The organism is Pseudomonas sp. R1-1, assembly GCF_051132135.1.
GTDB lineage: Bacteria > Pseudomonadota > Gammaproteobacteria > Pseudomonadales > Pseudomonadaceae > Aquipseudomonas.
The window spans coordinates 5,774,263-5,792,910 of record NZ_CP071663.1 but is presented as its reverse complement, the minus strand read 5'-3'; the positions used below and the strand labels follow the sequence as shown (position 1 = coordinate 5,792,910).

18 protein-coding genes and 1 pseudogene are annotated in these 18,648 nt (G+C 61.5%); 5 read left to right on the top strand and 14 right to left on the bottom strand.

Translation table 11 applies throughout. From position 1 onward, the window contains the following. Window positions 1-207: 207 nt before the first annotated feature. On the top strand, window positions 208-1,992 hold the full coding sequence (locus J3P75_RS25865; RefSeq protein WP_434708668.1) for a glucan biosynthesis protein G: 1,785 nt from the start codon (window positions 208-210) through the stop codon (window positions 1,990-1,992). Then, window positions 1,985-4,555 carry a glucans biosynthesis glucosyltransferase MdoH gene (mdoH, locus tag J3P75_RS25860; protein WP_203420393.1) on the top strand — a complete coding sequence of 857 codons (2,571 nt, stop codon included), beginning with the start codon at window positions 1,985-1,987 and terminating at the stop codon, window positions 4,553-4,555. The genes J3P75_RS25865 and mdoH overlap by 8 nt, the downstream gene beginning before the upstream one ends. Window positions 4,556-4,943: 388 nt before the next feature. Here the strand turns inward: mdoH and J3P75_RS25855 are convergent, their stop codons facing one another. From J3P75_RS25855 to ubiE, 11 genes and pseudogenes are all read right to left on the bottom strand, one after another. Next, window positions 4,944-5,648: a methyl-accepting chemotaxis protein gene (locus J3P75_RS25855; protein WP_434711377.1), complete on the bottom strand. Its 705-nt coding sequence runs from the start codon at window positions 5,646-5,648 to the stop codon at window positions 4,944-4,946. A gap of 198 nt (window positions 5,649-5,846) precedes the next feature. Continuing rightward, a pseudogene (locus J3P75_RS25850) lies at window positions 5,847-6,743 on the bottom strand (methyl-accepting chemotaxis protein); the annotation flags it as partial. Window positions 6,744-6,954: 211 nt separating this feature from the next. After that, complete coding sequence (locus J3P75_RS25845) at window positions 6,955-7,662, bottom strand: 16S rRNA (uracil(1498)-N(3))-methyltransferase (RefSeq protein ID WP_434708667.1); 708 nt, start codon at window positions 7,660-7,662, stop codon at window positions 6,955-6,957. After that, window positions 7,659-8,450 carry a twin-arginine translocase subunit TatC gene (gene tatC, locus J3P75_RS25840; protein ID WP_203420396.1) on the bottom strand — a complete coding sequence of 264 codons (792 nt, stop codon included), beginning with the start codon at window positions 8,448-8,450 and terminating at the stop codon, window positions 7,659-7,661. The genes J3P75_RS25845 and tatC overlap by 4 nt, the downstream gene beginning before the upstream one ends. Next, complete coding sequence (gene tatB / locus J3P75_RS25835; RefSeq protein ID WP_434708666.1) at window positions 8,447-8,908, bottom strand: Sec-independent protein translocase protein TatB; 462 nt, start codon at window positions 8,906-8,908, stop codon at window positions 8,447-8,449. The genes tatC and tatB overlap by 4 nt, the downstream gene beginning before the upstream one ends. 10 nt (window positions 8,909-8,918) lie before the next feature. After that, window positions 8,919-9,200, bottom strand: coding sequence for a twin-arginine translocase TatA/TatE family subunit (locus tag J3P75_RS25830; RefSeq protein ID WP_090280346.1), 282 nt, complete (start codon window positions 9,198-9,200; stop codon window positions 8,919-8,921). A 25-nt stretch (window positions 9,201-9,225) separates the two neighbouring features. Beyond that, window positions 9,226-9,558, bottom strand: a complete 333-nt coding sequence (locus J3P75_RS25825) for a phosphoribosyl-ATP diphosphatase (RefSeq protein ID WP_007909355.1) — start codon at window positions 9,556-9,558, stop codon at window positions 9,226-9,228. Continuing rightward, a complete protein-coding gene (gene hisI / locus J3P75_RS25820) occupies window positions 9,551-9,952 on the bottom strand; it encodes a phosphoribosyl-AMP cyclohydrolase (RefSeq protein ID WP_007909357.1) in 402 nt (133 codons plus the stop codon). Before hisI ends, J3P75_RS25825 begins: the two co-directional genes overlap by 8 nt. 119 nt (window positions 9,953-10,071) lie before the next feature. Further along, a complete protein-coding gene (gene ubiB / locus J3P75_RS25815; protein WP_093105832.1) occupies window positions 10,072-11,676 on the bottom strand; it encodes a ubiquinone biosynthesis regulatory protein kinase UbiB in 1,605 nt (534 codons plus the stop codon). Further along, the gene (locus J3P75_RS25810) at window positions 11,673-12,296 is read right to left on the bottom strand and encodes a ubiquinone biosynthesis accessory factor UbiJ (RefSeq protein ID WP_434708665.1); all 624 of its coding nucleotides are present in this window, start codon (window positions 12,294-12,296) and stop codon (window positions 11,673-11,675) included. The genes ubiB and J3P75_RS25810 overlap by 4 nt, the downstream gene beginning before the upstream one ends. Beyond that, entirely contained in the window at window positions 12,296-13,066 is a 771-nt protein-coding gene (gene ubiE / locus J3P75_RS25805) for a bifunctional demethylmenaquinone methyltransferase/2-methoxy-6-polyprenyl-1,4-benzoquinol methylase UbiE (RefSeq protein WP_434708664.1), read from the bottom strand. Before ubiE ends, J3P75_RS25810 begins: the two co-directional genes overlap by 1 nt. Window positions 13,067-13,220: 154 nt before the next feature. Between ubiE and J3P75_RS25800 the strand changes: the two genes are divergently transcribed. The 3 genes from J3P75_RS25800 (at window position 13,221) to J3P75_RS25790 (ending at window position 15,065) form a co-directional block, all read left to right on the top strand. Continuing rightward, window positions 13,221-13,496: a polyhydroxyalkanoic acid system family protein gene (locus J3P75_RS25800; protein WP_203420398.1), complete on the top strand. Its 276-nt coding sequence runs from the start codon at window positions 13,221-13,223 to the stop codon at window positions 13,494-13,496. A gap of 242 nt (window positions 13,497-13,738) precedes the next feature. Beyond that, the gene (locus tag J3P75_RS25795; protein ID WP_434593224.1) at window positions 13,739-14,161 is read left to right on the top strand and encodes a phasin family protein; all 423 of its coding nucleotides are present in this window, start codon (window positions 13,739-13,741) and stop codon (window positions 14,159-14,161) included. A gap of 10 nt (window positions 14,162-14,171) precedes the next feature. Next, window positions 14,172-15,065: a phasin family protein gene (locus tag J3P75_RS25790; protein WP_434708663.1), complete on the top strand. Its 894-nt coding sequence runs from the start codon at window positions 14,172-14,174 to the stop codon at window positions 15,063-15,065. A gap of 205 nt (window positions 15,066-15,270) precedes the next feature. On the opposite strand, the gene J3P75_RS25785 is transcribed toward J3P75_RS25790, so the two are convergent. From J3P75_RS25785 to phaZ, 3 genes are all read right to left on the bottom strand, one after another. After that, window positions 15,271-15,891 carry a TetR/AcrR family transcriptional regulator gene (locus tag J3P75_RS25785; RefSeq protein WP_434708662.1) on the bottom strand — a complete coding sequence of 207 codons (621 nt, stop codon included), beginning with the start codon at window positions 15,889-15,891 and terminating at the stop codon, window positions 15,271-15,273. 30 nt (window positions 15,892-15,921) lie between these two features. Next, window positions 15,922-17,604, bottom strand: coding sequence for a class II poly(R)-hydroxyalkanoic acid synthase (gene phaC, locus J3P75_RS25780; protein WP_434708661.1), 1,683 nt, complete (start codon window positions 17,602-17,604; stop codon window positions 15,922-15,924). 139 nt (window positions 17,605-17,743) lie between these two features. Continuing rightward, entirely contained in the window at window positions 17,744-18,598 is an 855-nt protein-coding gene (gene phaZ / locus J3P75_RS25775; protein WP_090280374.1) for a poly(3-hydroxyalkanoate) depolymerase, read from the bottom strand. Window positions 18,599-18,648 lie beyond the last annotated feature (50 nt).

Below are 18,648 nucleotides of genomic sequence, written 5' to 3'. Positions count from 1 at the left end.
ACTTAGGTAGAGACTTGTCCGGATCCGATTGGGGAATCATTTTGCCCCAGCGGAGTCGGAACAATGCTCGCCAACTTGGCAAGGGTGCGCTGGAAGGTCGGTTTTTTATCGCCGAAATCCCCACAGGCACTTCATCTGGCCGTTGGTTTATTGATCTGTTTTCGGCGAGGGTTGCTCGTGATTGTTAGTCCCTGTAATGCAGCAAAAATGTCTGCCAAACGCATGCGAAGTGCCCTGGTAGCGGGTTCGGCGCTCCTGTGCCTGCTCAGCGCCGGTCAGCTTTGGGCGTTCAATCTTGACGATGTATCGGCCAAGGCCAAAGAGCTGGCCGGGCAGAAGTTCGAAGCCCCGCGCAGCAACCTGCCGAACGAATTCCGCGATATGAAGTTCGCGGACTATCAGAAAATCCGCTTCCTCACCGAAAAGGCTGAGTGGGCCGATCAGAAGACGCCGTTCAAGCTGTCCTTCTATCACCAAGGTATGCACTTCGATACACCGGTGAAAATCAATGAAATCACAGCGAACACCGTCGAAGAGATCAAATACGATCCGACGCGCTTCGATTTCGGCGACCTGAAATTCGATCCGAAGGCCACCGAACAACTGGGTTATGCCGGTTTCCGTGTGCTGTACCCGATCAACAAGGCCGACAAGCAAGACGAAATCATGACCATGCTCGGCGCGAGTTACTTCCGCGTTGTCGGCAAGGGTCACACCTACGGTCTGTCGGCCCGTGGTCTGGCGATCGACACTGCGCTGCCGTCGGGTGAAGAATTCCCGCGTTTCCGCGAGTTCTGGATTCAACAGCCGAAGCCGGGCGACAAGCACCTGGTGATCTTCGCGCTGCTCGATTCGCCGCGCGCCACCGGTGCCTACCGGCTGATCCTGCGTCCGGGCAGCGACACTATCGTCGACGTCAAGGCGCAGATGTTCCTGCGTGACAAGGTCGGCAAACTGGGCATCGCGCCGCTGACCAGCATGTTCCTGTTCGGTGCCAACCAGCCGTCGAAAGTCCTTAACTACCGTCGTGAACTGCACGATTCCAGCGGTCTGTCGATCCACGCCGGCAATGGCGAGTGGATCTGGCGTCCACTGAACAACCCGAAACACCTGGCCGTGAGCAACTTCAGCGTCGAAAACCCGCGTGGTTTCGGTCTGCTGCAACGTGGCCGCGACTTCAGCCACTACGAAGATCTCGACGACCGCTACGACAAGCGTCCAAGCGCCTGGATCGAGCCGAAGGGCGAGTGGGGCAAGGGCACCGTCGATCTGGTGGAAATTCCGACCGCCGATGAAACCAACGACAACATCGTTGCGTTCTGGAGCCCGGAAAAAATGCCGGAGCCAGGTCAGCCGCTGGACTTCGCCTACCGCCTGCACTGGACCATGGATGAAGCCGCGCTGCACGCACCTGACAGTGCCTGGGTTGCACAAACCCTGCGTTCGACCGGTGACGTCAAGCAATCGAACCTGATCCGTCAGCCGGATGGCAGCGTCGCTTATCTGGTCGACTTCGAAGGTCCATCGCTGGCCGCTCTGGCCCCAGACGCCGATGTGCGCAGTCAGGTCAGTGTCGGCGACAACGCCGAACTGGTCGAAAACAGCGTGCGCTACAACCCGGAAACCAAGGGCTGGCGCTTGACCCTGCGGATGAAGATCAAGGATCCGAGCAAGTCCACCGAAATGCGTGCCGCTCTGGTGCAGCCAGTGGTGACCGCCGATCTGGCCAAGTCGGCAGTGCCGGCGTCCAACTCGTCCGTGGCCAAGGCCGACAAGGTTGCCGCCAAGCAACAAGAGAAAGCCGACAAGGAAGCCAAGGCCGCCGAGGCCAGACAGGCTGAAGCCAAGCCAGTAGCAGAGGCCAAGGACAAGGCCAACAAAGACGCCAAGCAGCCAGCCGCTGCCGACGCGGCCCCAGCCACACCGGAATCGGCACCGACTGAAGAAGTCCTGACCGAGACCTGGAGCTATCAGTTGCCTGCCGATGAGTAACTCTCAAGTACAGCCAGAGACTCTGTCCGAGTATCTGGCGCATCTGCCGATGACCGACGAGCAGCGCGCGGAACTCGCGGGCTGCCAGTCGTTCAGCGAGCTGCATCAACGCCTGTCGTCCTCGACGTTCGACGCCCCTGCCGAAGCCGCCCAGGCTTCGGTGGGCAAGCGCCTGACCCTGAGCACCGCCGAAGAGCTGGAAGAAGCGGAAATGCTGGTGCTCGACGCCAGCGGCCGGATCAGCATGAAAGCCACTCCGCCGATCCGCCGCACCAAGGTCGTGCCGGAGCCATGGCGCACCAATATCCTGGTGCGTGGCTGGCGCCGTCTGACCGGGCGTACCAACCCGCCGCAGCCGCCGAAGGACGAGAATGTCCTGCCGGCTGCGCGCTGGCGCACCGTCGGTTCGATCCGTCGCTACATTCTGCTGCTGCTGATGCTCGGCCAGACCATCGTCGCCGGCTGGTACATGAAAGGCATCATGCCGTACCAGGGCTGGTCGTTTGTCGATCTCGAAGAAGTCCTGCACCAACCGCTGCTGCAAACCGCCACGCAAGTGCTGCCGTATGCGCTGCAAACCAGCATCCTGATTCTGTTCGGGATTCTGTTCTGCTGGGTCTCGGCCGGTTTCTGGACCGCGCTGATGGGCTTCCTCGAGTTGCTCACCGGTCACGATAAGTACCGTATCTCCGGCAAAAGCGCCGGCAACGAGCCGATTGCCAAAGATGCGCGTACCGCACTGGTCATGCCGATCTGCAACGAAGACGTACCGCGCGTATTCGCCGGTCTACGCGCGACGTTCGAATCGGTCGCCGCCACCGGTGATCTGGATCGCTTCGACTTCTTCGTCCTCAGCGACAGTAACGACACCGACATCTGCGTCGCCGAGCAACAGGCCTGGCTGGACGTCTGCCGCGAAGCCAAAGGCTTCGGCAAGATCTTCTACCGTCGCCGTCGCCGCCGTGTGAAACGCAAGAGCGGTAACCTCGACGACTTCTGCCGTCGTTGGGGCGGTGACTACAAGTACATGGTCGTGCTCGACGCCGATTCGGTGATGAGCGGCGAGTGCCTGACCAGTCTGGTGCGCCTGATGGAAGCCACGCCGGACGCCGGGATCATCCAGACCGCGCCACGTGCCTCGGGCATGGACACCCTGTATGCGCGCATGCAGCAGTTCGCCACCCGCGTGTACGGCCCGCTGTTTACCGCCGGTCTGCACTTCTGGCAGTTGGGTGAATCGCACTACTGGGGTCACAACGCGATCATCCGCATGAAGCCGTTCATCGACCACTGCGCTTTGGCGCCGTTGCCGGGTAAGGGTGCGTTCTCCGGTGCGATTCTCTCTCACGACTTCGTTGAAGCCGCACTGATGCGCCGTGCCGGTTGGGGCGTGTGGATTGCCTACGATCTGCCGGGCAGTTACGAAGAACTGCCGCCGAACCTGCTCGACGAGCTCAAGCGCGACCGTCGCTGGTGCCACGGCAACCTGATGAACTTCCGCCTGTTCCTGGTCAAGGGCATGCACCCGGTGCACCGTGCGGTGTTCCTCACCGGCGTGATGTCGTACCTGTCGGCGCCGTTGTGGTTCTTCTTCCTGGTGCTGTCGACCGCGCTGCTGGCGGTGAATACGCTGATGGAGCCGCAGTACTTCCTTGAGCCGCGCCAGCTCTATCCGCTGTGGCCACAATGGCATCCGGACAAAGCCATCGCGCTGTTCTCGACCACGATCGTGCTGTTGTTCCTGCCGAAACTGCTGAGCATCATCCTGATCTGGGCCAAGGGCGCGAAAGAGTTCGGCGGCAAGTTCAAGGTGACCCTGTCGATGCTCCTGGAGATGCTGTTCTCCATGCTGCTGGCGCCGGTGCGGATGATTTTCCATACCCGTTTCGTCCTTGCCGCGTTCCTCGGCTGGGCCGCGACCTGGAATTCGCCACAGCGTGACGACGACTCGACGCCATGGAGCGAAGCGGTCAAGCGTCACGGCCCGCAGACCCTGCTGGGCTTCTGCTGGGCGCTGCTGGTGATCTGGCTGAACCCGAGCTTCCTCTGGTGGCTGGTGCCGATCGTCGGTTCGCTGATGCTGTCGATCCCGGTGTCGGTGATTTCCAGCCGCGTTGGCCTGGGCTTGAAGACCCGTGACGCGAGCCTGTTCCTCATCCCCGAGGAATACAATCCGCCACAGGCGCTGCTGGCAACCGACCAGTACACCCACGAGAACCGCTACCACGCCCTGAACGACGGCTTCGTCCGCGCGGTGGTCGATCCGCAGCAGAACGCCCTGGCGTGCTCGTTGGCGACCTCTCGCCACGGTCAGGCCGAGCCGATAGAGTGGTTGCGTCAGGAGCGCGTGCGGCACGCGGTCAAGGTCGGCCCAGCGGAGCTGAGCAACCATGATCGCCTGCAACTACTGAGCGATCCGGTGGCACTGGCGCGTCTGCACGAGCAGGTCTGGGCTGAAGGCCTGACCGAGTGGCTGGACGCGTGGCGGGCCTCGGTGAAAGCCGACCCGCATGCACCGCTGCTGCCGTTGCGACCGGCGACGATGCAGGCGCAACTGGCCTGATGAAAAAACCCCGCTGAGTCAGCGGGGTTTTTTTATGCGTGATTCAAAAGCCCCTCACCCTAACCCTCTCCCAGAGGGAGAGGGGACTGACCACGGCATGCTTGAGCGATGCGACGGTATCTGAGCCTGATGCATAGCGTAAAGACAGCTCGGTCGGCTCCCTCTCCCTCGGGAGAGGGCTGGGGTGAGGGGGGGCGGGTCTGCAGGCCAATCAGCCGTTGCTGGCGATCGTTCTTCAGTCATCACACCGCCAATCGCTAGCCGGGCTAGCTCCCACAGGGGTTTTGTGGAGTGGCCAAGATCGAGCCGCACCACCGAACCCTGTGGGAGCTGGCCTGCCAGCGATAGCCTCACCTCGGTCGCAAGCGAACCCAGGCGATCAATCACCTCAAACCTTGAACCGGCCCACCAGCGTCTGCAAATGCGTCCCCAACCGCGCCAGCTCAACGCTCGACGCTGCTGTCTCTTCGCTCGCCGCCGAAGTCTGATCAGACACATCGCGAACATTCAGCACGCTGCGGTTGATCTCTTCGGCCACGGCGCTCTGCTGTTCTGCCGCTGCCGCAATCTGCTGGTTCATCGCCTGAATCGCCGAGACGGTGCGGGTGATGCTTTCCAGTGAACCGCCGGCGCGGCGGGTCAATTCGACGCTGCTGTCGGTCAGGGTGCGGCTGTTGTCCATGATCGTTGCCACTTGCTGGGTGCCGTTTTGCAGGCCGACGATCAGTTCTTCAATCTCTTCAGTGGACTTCTGCGTGCGCTGGGCGAGGCTGCGCACCTCGTCAGCCACCACGGCGAAACCACGACCGGCCTCGCCGGCACGGGCCGCTTCGATAGCCGCGTTGAGCGCCAGCAGGTTGGTTTGCTGGGCCACGGATTTGATCACGTCGAGGACGCTGCCAATCTTGTCGCTTTCGCGCTTGAGTTCGCCCATGGCCTCGGTGGAGTGGCTGACTTCAGCGGCCAGACGCTCAATCTGCGCGATGGCTTCACCGACCACCTTGTCGCCTTCGCGGGCCTGCTGATCGGCCGCAACTGCCGCTTCCGAGGCTTCCTCGGCATTGCGCGCGACTTCCTGCACGGTGGCGGCCATTTCGTTCATGGCGGTGGCGACCTGATCGGTCTCGACCTTTTGATTGTTAACCCCGGCGCTGGTCTGCTCGGTCACCGCCGACAGCTCTTCGGCGGCGCTGGCGATCTGCGTGACGCCATCGCTGATGCCGCCGATCAACTCGCGCAGGCCTTGGGTCATGCTTTGCATCGAGCGCTGCAGCTGGCCGAGTTCGTCGCGGCGCAGGGAGACCAGGTTTTGAGTGAGATCGCCGGCAGCGACGCGCTCGGCGACTTGCAGGGTCTGGTTCAGCGGAATGATGATTTGCCGGGTGATCGCCAGGGCGGCAATCAAACCGAAGATCAGGGCCAGCGCGGTGGCGACCAGCAACATGTTCTTGGCGTGTGCGGCATCGTTATCACGCACCACGGTTTGCGATTCGGTGAGCTTCTTGCTGACGGCGATGAGAATGTCGCCCTGCGCTGACATGGCCGTCAGCGCGGCGGCGTTTTTCACTTGGGAGTCGCGGAACTGGCTGACGGCGGCGCGGTAGGCCTTGAGCGAGTCAGTGGCCTGCTGCAGGTTGGCGATATGCTGTTCCGGTACGCGGCTCGGCAGGCTTTCGAGGTTTTTCAGAGCGTTTTCAATCGCGGTCAGCGCCGGTTGCTCGGCATCGGCCTTGCCGCTATAGGTGTAGCCGCGCACCTGATAACGCGCTTGCTGGAGCAGTTTGCTCAGCTCGATCACCGCGTTGTATTGCGCCACGCTGTCACCTTGCAACAGCGCCTTTTCGACTTCGCCGACCTTGGCCACGGCGTTGTCGGCATTCGCGCCCAGCTTGCTGCGGGCATCTTCACGCTGCACGGTGGCCTGGGTCATTTCGCCGAAGGCGCGCTTGTACTCGGCCACGGCGGCCAGTTGCTGGTCGACCATCGCCGCATCGGCGGGCTGTTCGATCATCCCGCGCGCTTCTCGCAGACCGCTGTCCAGCTTGGCCAGCAATTCATTGACCGCGCCCGGCCCCTGATCGCCGCGGCGCATGTCGTAGTCCGTGCGCGCCAGGCGCAGGTCCTTGGTCAGCTCATTGAGGCTGGAAATGAAACCGAGTTTATCGCCGCGGCTGATGATGCCGCTCATACCGGTCCAGCCGGTGAACGTGATCAACAGCGTCAGTAACAGCACCAGGCCGAAGCCGATGCCCAGCTTGCGTTTGACGCTGACGTTCCCAAGACTCTCGGCTAACCAACGGTACATGCGACCACTCCCTTCGGACCACTAAATTGGACTTATGGGCACTGTATCGGCTGCATGATGGCAATCTGTAACACCATCTGTCTGGGGGCGAGAATCAGAACAAGCGGGCGAGCAGGGCGGTGACGGCGGTTTCGACGCGCAGGATCCGCTCGCCGAGCTGCACCGGTTGCAGACCGGATTTGGCCAGCAGATCGATCTCGTAAGGGATCCAGCCGCCTTCCGGACCGATCGCCAGGGTCACCGGTTCACTCAGCGCGCGGGGGCAGGGCGGGTAATGGCCCGGGTGGCCGACCAGACCGAGGGTGCCGTCGCTGATCGCCGGCAGCCGATCCTCGACGAAAGGCTTGAAGCGTTTCTCGATGATGATCTCTGGCAGCACCGTGTCGCGGGCCTGTTCGAGGCCGAGGATCAGTTGTTCTCGAATCGCCTCGGGCTCGAGAAACGGCGTCTGCCAGAAGCTTTTCTCGACCCGGTAGCTATTGACCAGAATCACCTTCGAAACGCCCATGGTCGCGACAGTCTGAAACACCCGGCGGAGCATTTTCGGCCGTGGCAGCGCCAGCACCAGAGTCAGCGGCAGTTTCGCCGGCGGTGGCTGATCGAGGCTGACACGCAGCTCGGCTTCGCCAGCTTCGAGGCGTAGCAGTTCGGCCGAGCCCATCAGTCCGTTGATGCGCCCGACGCGCAGGCTGTCGCCGACTTCCGAGCGATGGACTTCCTGCATATGAGTCAAGCGCCGATCACGCAGGATCACGCGGTCAGCCGCGATGAAGTCGGCTTCTTCGAGCAGCAGCAGGTTCATGCCTGGGTCGCTGGCGGCTGGTCGTTGTGATCGTCGGCCGGGTTGTCTTCCGGGCGTTCGCGTTTGCTGATCAGGCCGCCGAACAGAATGCCGATCTCGAACAGCATCCACATCGGCACGGCCAGCAGGGTCTGCGAGAAGATGTCTGGCGGCGTGAGGATCATGCCGACCACGAAGCAGCCGATGATCACGTACGGGCGGATCTTCTTCAGGTAGGCGACATCGACCACGCCGATCCACACCAGCAGGACCACGGCCACCGGGATCTCGAACGCGACGCCGAAGGCGAAGAACAACGTCATGACGAAATCGAGGTAACTGGCGATGTCGGTCATCATTTCCACACCGGCCGGGGTGGCAGCGGCGAAGAATTTGAAGATCAGCGGAAAGACGAAGTAATAGGCGAACGCCATGCCGGTGTAGAACAGCAGAATGCTCGACACCAGCAACGGCACCGCGATGCGCTTCTCGTGCTTGTACAGGCCCGGCGCGATGAAGCCCCAGATCTGATGCAGGATCACCGGAATCGCCAGAAACAGCGAGACCATCATCGTCAGCTTCAGCGGCGTCAGGAACGGCGACGACACGTCGGTGGCGATCATCGTCGCGCCGACCGGCAGGTACTGGCGCAACGGCGTCGAGACGAAGGTGTAGATCTGCTGGGTGAAGGCGAACAGCCCGGCAAAAATGATGAAGATCGCCGCCACGCAACGCAGCAGACGGGTGCGCAACTCGGTGAGGTGCGAAACCAGCGGCATGTGCTGGTCGTTTTCGGGGAGGTCGCTCATGGTGCTCGCGGCGGCAGAGTGGAGTCGTGAGGCGCTGGTGTGATCGGCGCGGCGGTTGGAGCTACGTGTTCAACCGACGTTGGCGCGACAGCAGGTACGGGTTCGGTTGTCGCTACGGCAGGTGCAGGTGCAGGTGCAGGCGTCGGAGCCGGTGCAGCAGGCGCATGAATCGTCTGCTCGCCCACGTGCTCAACCGGCGTCGGCTCTTGCTGAACCGGGCTGAAAATCTTCCGCGCCTCCTGCTCCAGCGAGAGGATGTGCTCGTTGTGCAGTTGCCGACGGATTTCGTCGGCACCGATTTCACGTTCAACTTCCTGTTTGATCGCGTTGAAGCTGCGCTTCAGCCGACCGACCCACAGGCCGGCGGTGCGCGCAGCGCCCGGCAGACGCTCGGGGCCCAGCACCAGCAGGGCGACGAGGCCGACGAGCAGCAGTTCAGAGAAGCTGATACCAAACATTAGTCAGTGCTCACACGTCTTTGCGGATCGGCTCTTCGACTTTCTGCGCCTGCACGTCGATGGTGTGCGGCGGGTTGGCCTGCGCGGTGGTCTGTGGCTGTACCGGCGGCACTGGCTGCGCCGGCGGGGTCACGCTCGGTTCGGCCGGTTTTTCGTCGTCGTTCATGGCCTTGCGGAAGCCCTTGATCGACTCGCCAACGTCGGTGCCGAGGTTTTTCAGTTTCTTGGTGCCGAACACCAGCACCACGACAACCAGGATGACGATCCAGTGTTTCCAGTCAAAAATGCCCATGTTGCTGTTCCTCTCGAATAGTTGTTCAGGCGGACGGACGCGAGGCTTTCTCGACGTGTCCGGACAGGCCGAAGCGGCGATCCAGTTCATCCAGCACGGCCTGCGGATGCTGCCCCAGTTGGGCAAGCATGACCATGCTGTGGAACCACAGGTCGGCGGTCTCGTAGATGACATCGCTGCAGTCGCCGCTGATGGCGGCATCCTTGGCGGCGATAATGGTTTCGACCGACTCTTCGCCGACCTTCTCCAGAATCTTGTTCAGCCCCTTGTGGTACAGGCTGGCGACATACGAGCTGTCGGCGGCTGCGCCTTTGCGCTCTTCGAGCACTTCGGCCAGACGGGTGAGTGTGTCACTCATGCTTGTGTCCTGCGGAGTAAATGGCGTGCGGGTCTTTCAGTACCGGGTCGACCGTTTTCCAGTCGCCGTTTTCGAAGACGCGGTAAAAGCAGCTTTGACGGCCGGTATGGCAAGCGATGTCGCCGATCTGTTCAACCATCAGGATGATCACGTCGGCATCACAGTCCAGACGCATCTCATGCAGGGTCTGCACATGGCCGGACTCTTCGCCCTTGCGCCACAGCTTGCCACGGGAACGTGACCAGTAGATTGCACGATTCTCCGCGGCGGTCAGTTCGAGCGCTTCGCGGTTCATCCAGGCCATCATCAGCACGCGTCCGGTCTTGTGATCCTGGGCAATTGCCGGCACCAGGCCGTCAGCGTCCCACTTGATCTCGTCCAGCCAGTTTTTCATCTCTAATTCCTGAAAGCAGCTTCGAGTTGCAAGCTTCAAGCTGCAAGTAAAAGCCGGTTGCGGTGTACCTGTGTCATCAAGCTTGAGGCTTGCAGCTTATAACTTGCCGCTGATTCGTGCTATCGACGAACGACCAGATACAAACCGACCGCCACCATGATTCCGGCCGGCCAGTGCGCCCAATCGGTCAATGGACCGCCGGCGGCGAGGATCGCTCCGCCGGCCAGATGCGCGCAACCGAGCAGGCGCAGGAACCAGTCATCCTTGCGTCGGTGCCATGGCGGCGGCGGGTCGTTGGCGTGCGGCTGCGACATGCGCTCGAGCAGGTCGCGGGCCATGTTGGCCAGGTGCGGAATCTGCTCGAACTGGCTCTGCACGTTGCCCAGCAAGGCTTTCGGGCTGACGCGCTCGCGCATCCAGCGTTCGAGGAACGGCTGCGCGGTGTTCCACAGATCCAGATCCGGATATAGCTGACGCCCGAGGCCTTCGATGTTCAGCAGGGTCTTTTGCAGCAGTACCAACTGCGGCTGCACTTCCATGTTGAAGCGGCGCGCCGTCTGGAACAGGCGCATCAGCACCTGACCGAATGAAATATCTTTTAACGGTTTTTCGAAGATCGGTTCGCAGACCGTGCGGATCGCCGCTTCGAATTCGTTGAGCTTGGTTTCCGCCGGCACCCAGCCCGAATCGATGTGCAACTGCGCGACGCGACGGTAATCACGCTTGAAGAAGGCGAACAGGTTGCGCGCCAGATAATCCTGGTCTTCCGGGGTCAGGCTGCCGACGATGCCGCAGTCGATTGCGATGTACTGCGGGCTCCACGGGTTGACGGTGCTGACGAAGATATTGCCCGGGTGCATGTCGGCGTGGAAAAAGCTGTCGCGAAACACTTGTGTGAAGAAGATCTCCACACCACGTTCGGCGAGCATTTTCATGTCGGTGCGCTGATCGGCGAGGGTTGCCAGATCGGTGACCTGGATGCCGTAGATGCGCTCCATCACCAGCACTTTTGGCCGGCACCAGTCCCAGTAGACTTGCGGCACGTAAAGCAGTGACGAACCCTCGAAATTGCGCCGCAGCTGGCTGGCGTTGGCCGCCTCACGCAGCAGATCGAGTTCGTCGTAAATGGTTTTTTCGTAATCCAGCACCACGTCGACCGGATGCAGCAGACGTGCATCGGCCGAGAGTTTTTCAGCGGCGCGGGCGAGGATGAACAGCCACGCCAGATCCTGCGCGATGATCGGTTTCAGCCCCGGACGGATTACCTTCACCACGACTTCTTCACCGGACTTCAGCTGCGCGGCATGCACCTGCGCCACCGAAGCCGAGGCCAGTGGCTCGACGTCGAAACGGCTGAACACCTCGCTGATTTTCTTGCCGAGCTGCTCTTCGATGAGCTTGACCGACAGCTGCGAATCGAACGGCGGTACCCGGTCCTGCAGCAGCATCAGTTCGTCGGCGATGTCTTCGGGCAGCAGGTCGCGGCGGGTCGATAGGATCTGCCCGAACTTGATGAAGATCGGCCCCAGATCCTGCAACGCCAGACGCAGGCACGCGCCGCGGCTCAGCTCCAGGCGTTTGCGCGGCAACCAGCGCCACGGCAGCACAAAGCGCAACGCCAGAAGAAACCAGGGCAGCGGCAGGGCGAACAGCAGGTCATCGAGGCGGTAGCGGATCACGACGCGCTGGATGCGCAACAGACGGCGGACGGCAAGCAGCTTCATGCGTTATCGCTTGGGTCGAGGGATCGGGAAAGGCGCTCGAAACGCGCCTCGAGTCGTTCCAGATCAAGTTTGATCCGGTCCAGTTCGCTGAACCGCGCTTCGGCTTCGCGCTGCCCGACGAGGGTGCGTGATTCTTCGGCGAGGTATTCGGCGAGGTTCTGGTTGAGGCTGGCAAATCCTTGCTGATACCAGCGCGCGCGGCTGCGCAGGTGGCCGCCGAGCAATTGCGTGGCAACCGGGCCGAGCCAGCGCGAGAGTTCGTACTCCCAGTCCAGTTCGAGATCCTGCAGCACACCGGCCAGCTCCAGCAGCACGCCGCTGTCGCCATCGAGCTCGACTTCCGGGGCGTGCAGCACGGTGGTCTTGTCTTTGCTCAGGGCCAGTTTGACCAGGCTTGAAGCCGGCGCACGCAGGGTGCAGTCGACGTCGGCTGCCCACTGCGAAGCGAGCATCAAGCCTTCGTCACTGGGCAGGATGAACAATTGCAATGCCGGGCTGCGGCAGTCGACGGCAATCACCTTGCCGGTCAGATGCGCCAGCCGCGGCAACGCCGTGCTGTCGAGACGCAGCACCCGGTTGAGGCCGAGTTCAACGCTGGCGAGCAGCCCGGTGAGCAACATCAGGGCTTGATGCCGCGGTGCAGGGCGACGATGCCTGCGGTCATGTTGTGATAGGTCACGCGGTCGAAACCGGCGTCGACCATCATCGACTTCAGGGTTTCCTGATTCGGGTGCATGCGGATCGATTCGGCCAGATAGCGATAGCTTTCCGAGTCATTGGTGATCAGCTTGCCCATCAGCGGCATGAAGGCGAACGAATAGGCGTCGTAGGCTTTCGACATCAGCGCATTGGTCGGCTTGGAGAACTCCAGCACCAGCAGGCGGCCGCCGGGCTTGAGCACGCGCAGCATCGAGCGCAGGGCGTCTTCCTTCTGCGTCACGTTGCGCAGGCCGAAGGCGATGGTCACACAGTCGAAATGGTTGTCCGGGAACGGCAGTTTTTCCGCGTCCGCCTGGACGAACTCGACGTTGCCGGCGACACCCAGATCCAGCAGGCGGTCACGACCGACCTTGAGCATGGATTCGTTGATGTCGGCCAGCACCACCTGACCGGTCGGGCCGACCAGGTGCGAGAATTTGCGGGTCAGGTCACCGGTGCCGCCGGCGATGTCGAGCACGCGATTACCGCTGCGCACGCCGGACAGTTCGATCGCGAAGCGCTTCCACAGACGGTGCATGCCGCCCGACAGAAGGTCGTTCATCAGGTCGTATTTGGCGGCTACCGAATGGAAAACCTCAGCGACTTTTTCCGCTTTCTGGCTTTCCGGAACGTTTTTGAAGCCGAAGTGAGTGGTGGGTTCGGCATCGCTGCCTTTGCGCTGATCAGTCATATCGCTGTCACCAAAAGAGAATGCGCGACATTCTAATCCCCAAGCCATGCTTTGTCTTCGAATGGCTAAAGGTAAGATGGGCCACCGTCGGGACGATTTGCCGCAGCGGCGGTCAAGATCTACCGACACACCTTCATCTATCAGGAGTCATTCGATGGCCAAAATCAGTGTTGAGCGTGCCCACACCCTGGGCAAGGAAGCCGCCCGCGAGAAGGCCGACAAACTGGCCAAAAAACTCAATGAACAATACGGCCTGGAACCGCAGTGGTCCGGCGACACCCTGAACCTCAAGCGCTCGGGCGTGAAAGGCGCGGTGCACGTGGCGGACGATTCGATCAAGGTCGACGTCGAACTGGGCCTGATGATGTCGGCCATGAGCGGCATGATCAAAGCCGAAATCGAAAAGGCCCTCGACAAAGCGCTGGCCTGATTCCTTGTCGAACCCTATCCCCCTGTGGGAGCCAGCCTGCTGGCGATAGCGTCTGGTCAGTCAGCCTTTATGTGACTGACATACCGCAATCGCCAGCAGGCTGGCTCCCACATTTGTATGCGGTGTGGGCAAGGATTGATGTCAGTTGTTAGGGTGCCCTTTCTAATTTTTCTACCTACTTTGTGCCTGAGCCCGACACCCGTCCGGGCAGTTCCTCAAACCTTCTGCGCGTGAGGTGCACCATGGCCAAAGTTATTTTGAAGAAAAAAATCGACGCTCCGACTTCGACGCTGAGCGACGTCAGGTCCTATGCCCGCAAGATCTGGCTGGCTGGTCTGGGTGCCTACGCCAAGGTCGGGCAAGAGGGCAGCGAGTACTTTCAGGAGTTGATCGAAGCCGGTCAAACTGTTGAAAAGAAAGGTAAAAAGGCCGTCACCGAAAAACTGCTCGCGGCCAACGTCGAGATCGACGAGGCCGCCACCCAGGTCAGCTCCTTCAAAGGTCGTGTCGAAGTTCAGCTGGACAAGGTCGAGAAGGCCTTCGACAGCCGCGTAGCAAGCGCCTTGAATCGCATCGGCATTCCGTCTAAACATGACGTTGAGACACTCTCTGCTAAGCTCGATGAGCTGACGGCATTGCTCGAACGCGTCGCGCGTAAATCTTAAGGAGAACGGGATGGCTGGTAAAAAGAACACCGATAAAGAAAGCAGCTCGTGGGTCGGGAAGGTCGAGTCGTACTCCCGCAAAATCTGGCTGGCTGGTTTAGGCGTGTACTCGAAGATCGACACTGACGGCAGCAAGCTCTTCGACACATTGGTCAAAGACGGCGAGAAAGCCGAGAAGCTCACCAAGTCTGCGGTTGGCAAAAAAGTCGAGGACTCGACCTCTTCGGCGAAGTCGCGCATCAGCGGCGTGAAAGACCGCGCCATGGGCAAGTGGGACGAGCTGGAAGGGGCTTTCGACAAGCGCCTGAACAGCGCGATTTCGCGTTTGGGTGTGCCGAGCCGCAATGAGGTCAAGGCGCTTAACGCCAAGGTCGACACGCTGACCAGACAGATCGAAAAACTCACCGGTCTGAAAGCCCAGCCTGTAGCGGCGAAAACCGCTGCGGCGAAACCGGCGGCCAAGGCTGCAGCGGCCAAGCCTGCGGCGAAAACCGCGGCCAAGCCACTGGCGAAAGCGGCGGCCAAACCGGCAGCGAAAGCCGCCGCCAAACCGGCAGCGAAAACGGCCGCCGCCAAGCCCGCGGCCAAAGCTGCCGCCAAACCTGCGGCCGCTAAAGCCGCGGCGAAACCCGCAGCCAAACCGGCGGCTAAAGCGGCAGCGAAACCAACGGCCAAGCCAGCCGCGAAAACCGCTGCCGCCAAGCCAGCCGCCAAGCCAGCTGCGGCGAAAAAGCCTGCGGTGAAAAAACCGGCTGCACCGAAAGCCGCTGCGCCAAAACCGGCCGCTGCTGCATCGACTGCTCCAACCGCTCCGGCCAACGCGGCGAACTCCGCTGCGGCACCCACGGCAGCAGCCACCCCGACTGCAGCATCGACTGCGTCGACGCCATCCAGTCAGTCCTGATTCATCAGGGCAAAACAAAACGCCCGGCCTGTGAAGGTCGGGCGTTTTTGTTTGTGCATTCCTTCTACAAACACCGCAGTACCCTTGTGGGAGCTAGCCTGCTAGCGATAGCGGTGGGTCAGTCAGCACTTGTTTTGAATGTGCCGGCTTAATCGCTAGCAGGCTAGCTCCCACAGGGGGATGGAGTCGCTCAGTGAATTTCGGTTCAGTCGTGATCCTCAAGGTATTGCAGCGCCATCCGCTCAGTCGCGACCTTCACTGGCGGCAACAAATGCGGCGCCACCAGCATCATGATCTGGTAAACCACCAACCGCACCTCACCCTCACGATCGAGAATCCGCTGGTAATCCAGGGAAAACAGCAATGTCAGGGTGATCTGCTCCACCAGTTGCCCCAGCGCCTGCGTATCGCTGACCAGTTGCCCGGCGGCCTTCAACCGCGCCAGCAATGACGCCAGCGTGCGCTTCAAGGCGTTGAGCAGATGACGTATGCCCTTGGCCAGTTTCGGCAGGCGTCCGGCGAGGTTCGACAGGTCCTGGAACAGGAACCGGTATTGCGCCAGGCGCTCGACGATCAGGTGCAGAAACAGCCAGTAATCCTCCGGGGCCAGCTCAACGTCCGATGGCGGATCGAGCAGTGGTGCCAGTTCCTGCTGGAAGCGTTCGAACAAGCCGAGGATCAGCGGTTCCTTGCCGTGGAAGTGGTAGTAGAGGTTGCCGGGGCTGATCCCCATTTCATTGGCGACCTCCATGGTCGAGACGTTCGGTTCGCCCTTATCGTTGAACAGGTGCAGCGCACATTCGAGAATCCGGTCGCGGGTTTTCATCCAGTCTTCTTAGAAAAATGTCGTTGAACGTCAGCGCACTCGCACGTAAGTACCAGGTGCTGCCTCCATCGGCGGATAGTTGGGGTTGCCGAGGGCCATCCGGGTTTCGTGCTGCGCGCCCGAGCGCTGTTGAATCCATTCCAGCCACTGCGGCCACCAGCTGCCGTCGACACGTTTGGCGTCGTAGTACCAGGCGCGCGGGTCGCTGCTCATCCTCGCGTTTTCGACGTAGTTGGCTTTCGCGTTGCTCGGCGGGTTGAGGATGCTTTGTACGTGGCCGCTGTTGGACAGCACGAAGCGCTTGTCGCCGCCCAGCAGCAGGGTCGAGCGATACACCGCGTCCCACGGCGTGATGTGGTCGTTCATGCCGGCCACGCTAAAACTGTCGACGGTGACTTTCTGCAAATCGATCGGCGTGCCGCAGACTTCCAGCCCGCCAGGATGGGTCAGCGGGTTGTGCTTGAAGAAATCCAGCAGATCGCCGTGCAATGCCGCCGGCAGGCGCGTGTTGTCGTTGTTCCAGTAGAGAATGTCGAAGGCGGGCGGCTCCTTGCCCAGCAGGTAGTTGTTGACGAAGTAACTCCAGATCAAATCGTTGGGGCGCATCCAGGCGAAGACTTTGGCCATGTCGCGACCGTCGAGCACGCCCTGCTGATACGAACGCCGCTTGGCCGCTTCGAGGGTCTGTTCATCGACGAACAGCGTCGCCGGGGTTTCGATCTGACTGTCGAGCAGGCTGACCAGATAGGTTGCGCTGGCGATACGCCGCAGCTGCCGCTTGGCCTGCAGATGCCCTTGCAGCGCCGCGATGGTCAGGCCGCCGGCGCAGGCGCCCATCAGGTTGACCTCGCGGGCGCCGGTGATCGCCCGGCAGATGTTCATCGCTTCTTCCACGGCCTCGACGTAGCTCGACAGGCCCCATTCGCGATGCCGTACATCCGGGTTGCGCCAGCTGATCATGAAGGTCTGCAAGCCGTTTTTCAGCGCGTACTGGACGAAGCTGTTGTGCGGGCTCAGGTCGAAAATGTAGTACTTGTTGATTTGCGGCGGTACCACCAGCAGTGGCTTGGCGTATTGCTTTTCGCTCATCGGCCGGTACTGGATCAGTTCGAGCATTTCGTTGCGAAACACCACCGAGCCGGTGGTGGTGGCGACGGTCTTGCCGACCTCGAATGCCTGTCGGGTCACCTGACGTGGCAGGCCATCATTGTGCAGCAGATCGTCGAACAAATGGCTGAGGCCGCGCACCAGACTGTGGCCGCCAGAATTGAATAGCTCCTTGACCGCCAGCGGATTGAGCAGCGTGTTGGACGGTGCCACGGCATCGTTGAGCAGGGTGAAGAGGAATTGCGCGCGGGCGCGGTCTTCCGGGCTCATGTCGCTGTCGTCGATCCAGCTCTTGACCTGCTTCTGCCAGGCCAGATACGCCTGCAGGCTGCGCCGATAGAACGGGTTGAGGCTCCAGGCTGGATCGGCAAAACGGCTGTCGTTGGGATGGGTCGGGTGCACGGTTTCGCCGAGCAGCACGCGGCCCAATTGGCCGCCCAGTTTCAACGCATGCTTTGCCGTGTGCACCGGATTGCGCAAGCCATGGGCGGCGACGCTGCGCAAGGTCGAGAGCAGGTCGCGGCCGCGCAGGCCGGTGATCGCATTTTGTGCGTTGATAAACACGGCGGGGCTGGGCACCACGCCCGTCGCTGGTTTGTCGCGCATGACTCAACACTCCTTCGTCTTCAGGGCAAAAACAAACTCACCGAACCAGAACACCATAGACGCTGTTACGGGTTGCTGCCTGCGCGGCGTCCTGCCGCGCACTCATGGGTAAAGCCCTGCATAAAGCCTGCCGCTGGGTTCAGCCGCCGAGCGGCGTCGGATGTGGGTGCATCACCGCGCGCTGACGTTCCTCCTGAAGGAATTTCATGATGATCGGCGCCACGGCTTCGGCGCGGGTGATCAGGAACAGATGACCGTCATCGATGATGTGCAGCTGCGCATTGGGAATGCGCCAGGCGAGCACGCGCATGTTGATCAGCGGGATCAGCGGGTCGTCATCCCCGGCCAGCACCAGCGTCGGCTGATGGATCTTGTGCAGCCAGTGAATACTGGTCCAGCCGAGGCCGGCGAACAGTTGCCAGTAGTAACCGAGCTTGCCCGCCGAACGCACTTTCGCCGCGTGGCTGGCCGCCAGCGTCGGGTCGCGCCGGAATGAGCCACCGTAGATCATCGGCGCGATGCGAATCACGTGGGACGGCTGAATGTAGCGCCGCGGACTGGCCATCATCCACAGCACTTTCGGTTTGCCCGGCACCATCACCGCACCGGCAGCGGTGGCCGCCAATACCAGTTTCTTGCAGCGCTCGGGATAGTCGTAGGCGAACTGCTGCGCCAGCGCACCGCCCCACGACACGCCGATGACGTTGACCTGACCGTAGTCGAGGTAGTCGAGCATCCGCGCCGTGAGCTTGGCCAGCCCGGGAAAGCGATACGGCCGGTTCGGTGTCGAGGAACCGCCGACCCCGGGAACGTCGAACGCGATCACCTCCAGATCCGGGTCCAGCGCCGCGACGAACGGAAACACCAGCTCCAGGTTGGCGCCGATGCCGTTGAAAATCAGCAACGGCGTCAAGTGCGGCTTGCCGGGACGCACCGCCGTGCGGAGGGTCTGGCCATCCAGGTCGACGGTGCGGAATATGAACGGTTGCGGCATGCGTGAGGCCCTGTGGATTTCAAGTTCACCCGTACCCTGTAGGAGTGAGC

Coding starts and splice junctions, on each gene's coding strand:
- J3P75_RS25865 (WP_434708668.1), top strand. CDS start 208: ATGTCTGCCAAACGCATGCGAAGTGCCCTGGTAGCGGGTTCGGCGCTC.
- mdoH (WP_203420393.1), top strand. CDS start 1,985: ATGAGTAACTCTCAAGTACAGCCAGAGACTCTGTCCGAGTATCTGGCG.
- J3P75_RS25855 (WP_434711377.1), bottom strand. CDS start 5,648: ATGGCCGCCACCGTGCAGGAAGTCGCGCGCAATGCCGAGGAAGCCTCG.
- J3P75_RS25845 (WP_434708667.1), bottom strand. CDS start 7,662: ATGAACCTGCTGCTGCTCGAAGAAGCCGACTTCATCGCGGCTGACCGC.
- tatC (WP_203420396.1), bottom strand. CDS start 8,450: ATGAGCGACCTCCCCGAAAACGACCAGCACATGCCGCTGGTTTCGCAC.
- tatB (WP_434708666.1), bottom strand. CDS start 8,908: ATGTTTGGTATCAGCTTCTCTGAACTGCTGCTCGTCGGCCTCGTCGCC.
- J3P75_RS25830 (WP_090280346.1), bottom strand. CDS start 9,200: ATGGGCATTTTTGACTGGAAACACTGGATCGTCATCCTGGTTGTCGTG.
- J3P75_RS25825 (WP_007909355.1), bottom strand. CDS start 9,558: ATGAGTGACACACTCACCCGTCTGGCCGAAGTGCTCGAAGAGCGCAAA.
- hisI (WP_007909357.1), bottom strand. CDS start 9,952: ATGAAAAACTGGCTGGACGAGATCAAGTGGGACGCTGACGGCCTGGTG.
- ubiB (WP_093105832.1), bottom strand. CDS start 11,676: ATGAAGCTGCTTGCCGTCCGCCGTCTGTTGCGCATCCAGCGCGTCGTG.
- J3P75_RS25810 (WP_434708665.1), bottom strand. CDS start 12,296: ATGTTGCTCACCGGGCTGCTCGCCAGCGTTGAACTCGGCCTCAACCGG.
- ubiE (WP_434708664.1), bottom strand. CDS start 13,066: ATGACTGATCAGCGCAAAGGCAGCGATGCCGAACCCACCACTCACTTC.
- J3P75_RS25800 (WP_203420398.1), top strand. CDS start 13,221: ATGGCCAAAATCAGTGTTGAGCGTGCCCACACCCTGGGCAAGGAAGCC.
- J3P75_RS25795 (WP_434593224.1), top strand. CDS start 13,739: ATGGCCAAAGTTATTTTGAAGAAAAAAATCGACGCTCCGACTTCGACG.
- J3P75_RS25790 (WP_434708663.1), top strand. CDS start 14,172: ATGGCTGGTAAAAAGAACACCGATAAAGAAAGCAGCTCGTGGGTCGGG.
- J3P75_RS25785 (WP_434708662.1), bottom strand. CDS start 15,891: ATGAAAACCCGCGACCGGATTCTCGAATGTGCGCTGCACCTGTTCAAC.
- phaC (WP_434708661.1), bottom strand. CDS start 17,604: ATGCGCGACAAACCAGCGACGGGCGTGGTGCCCAGCCCCGCCGTGTTT.
- phaZ (WP_090280374.1), bottom strand. CDS start 18,598: ATGCCGCAACCGTTCATATTCCGCACCGTCGACCTGGATGGCCAGACC.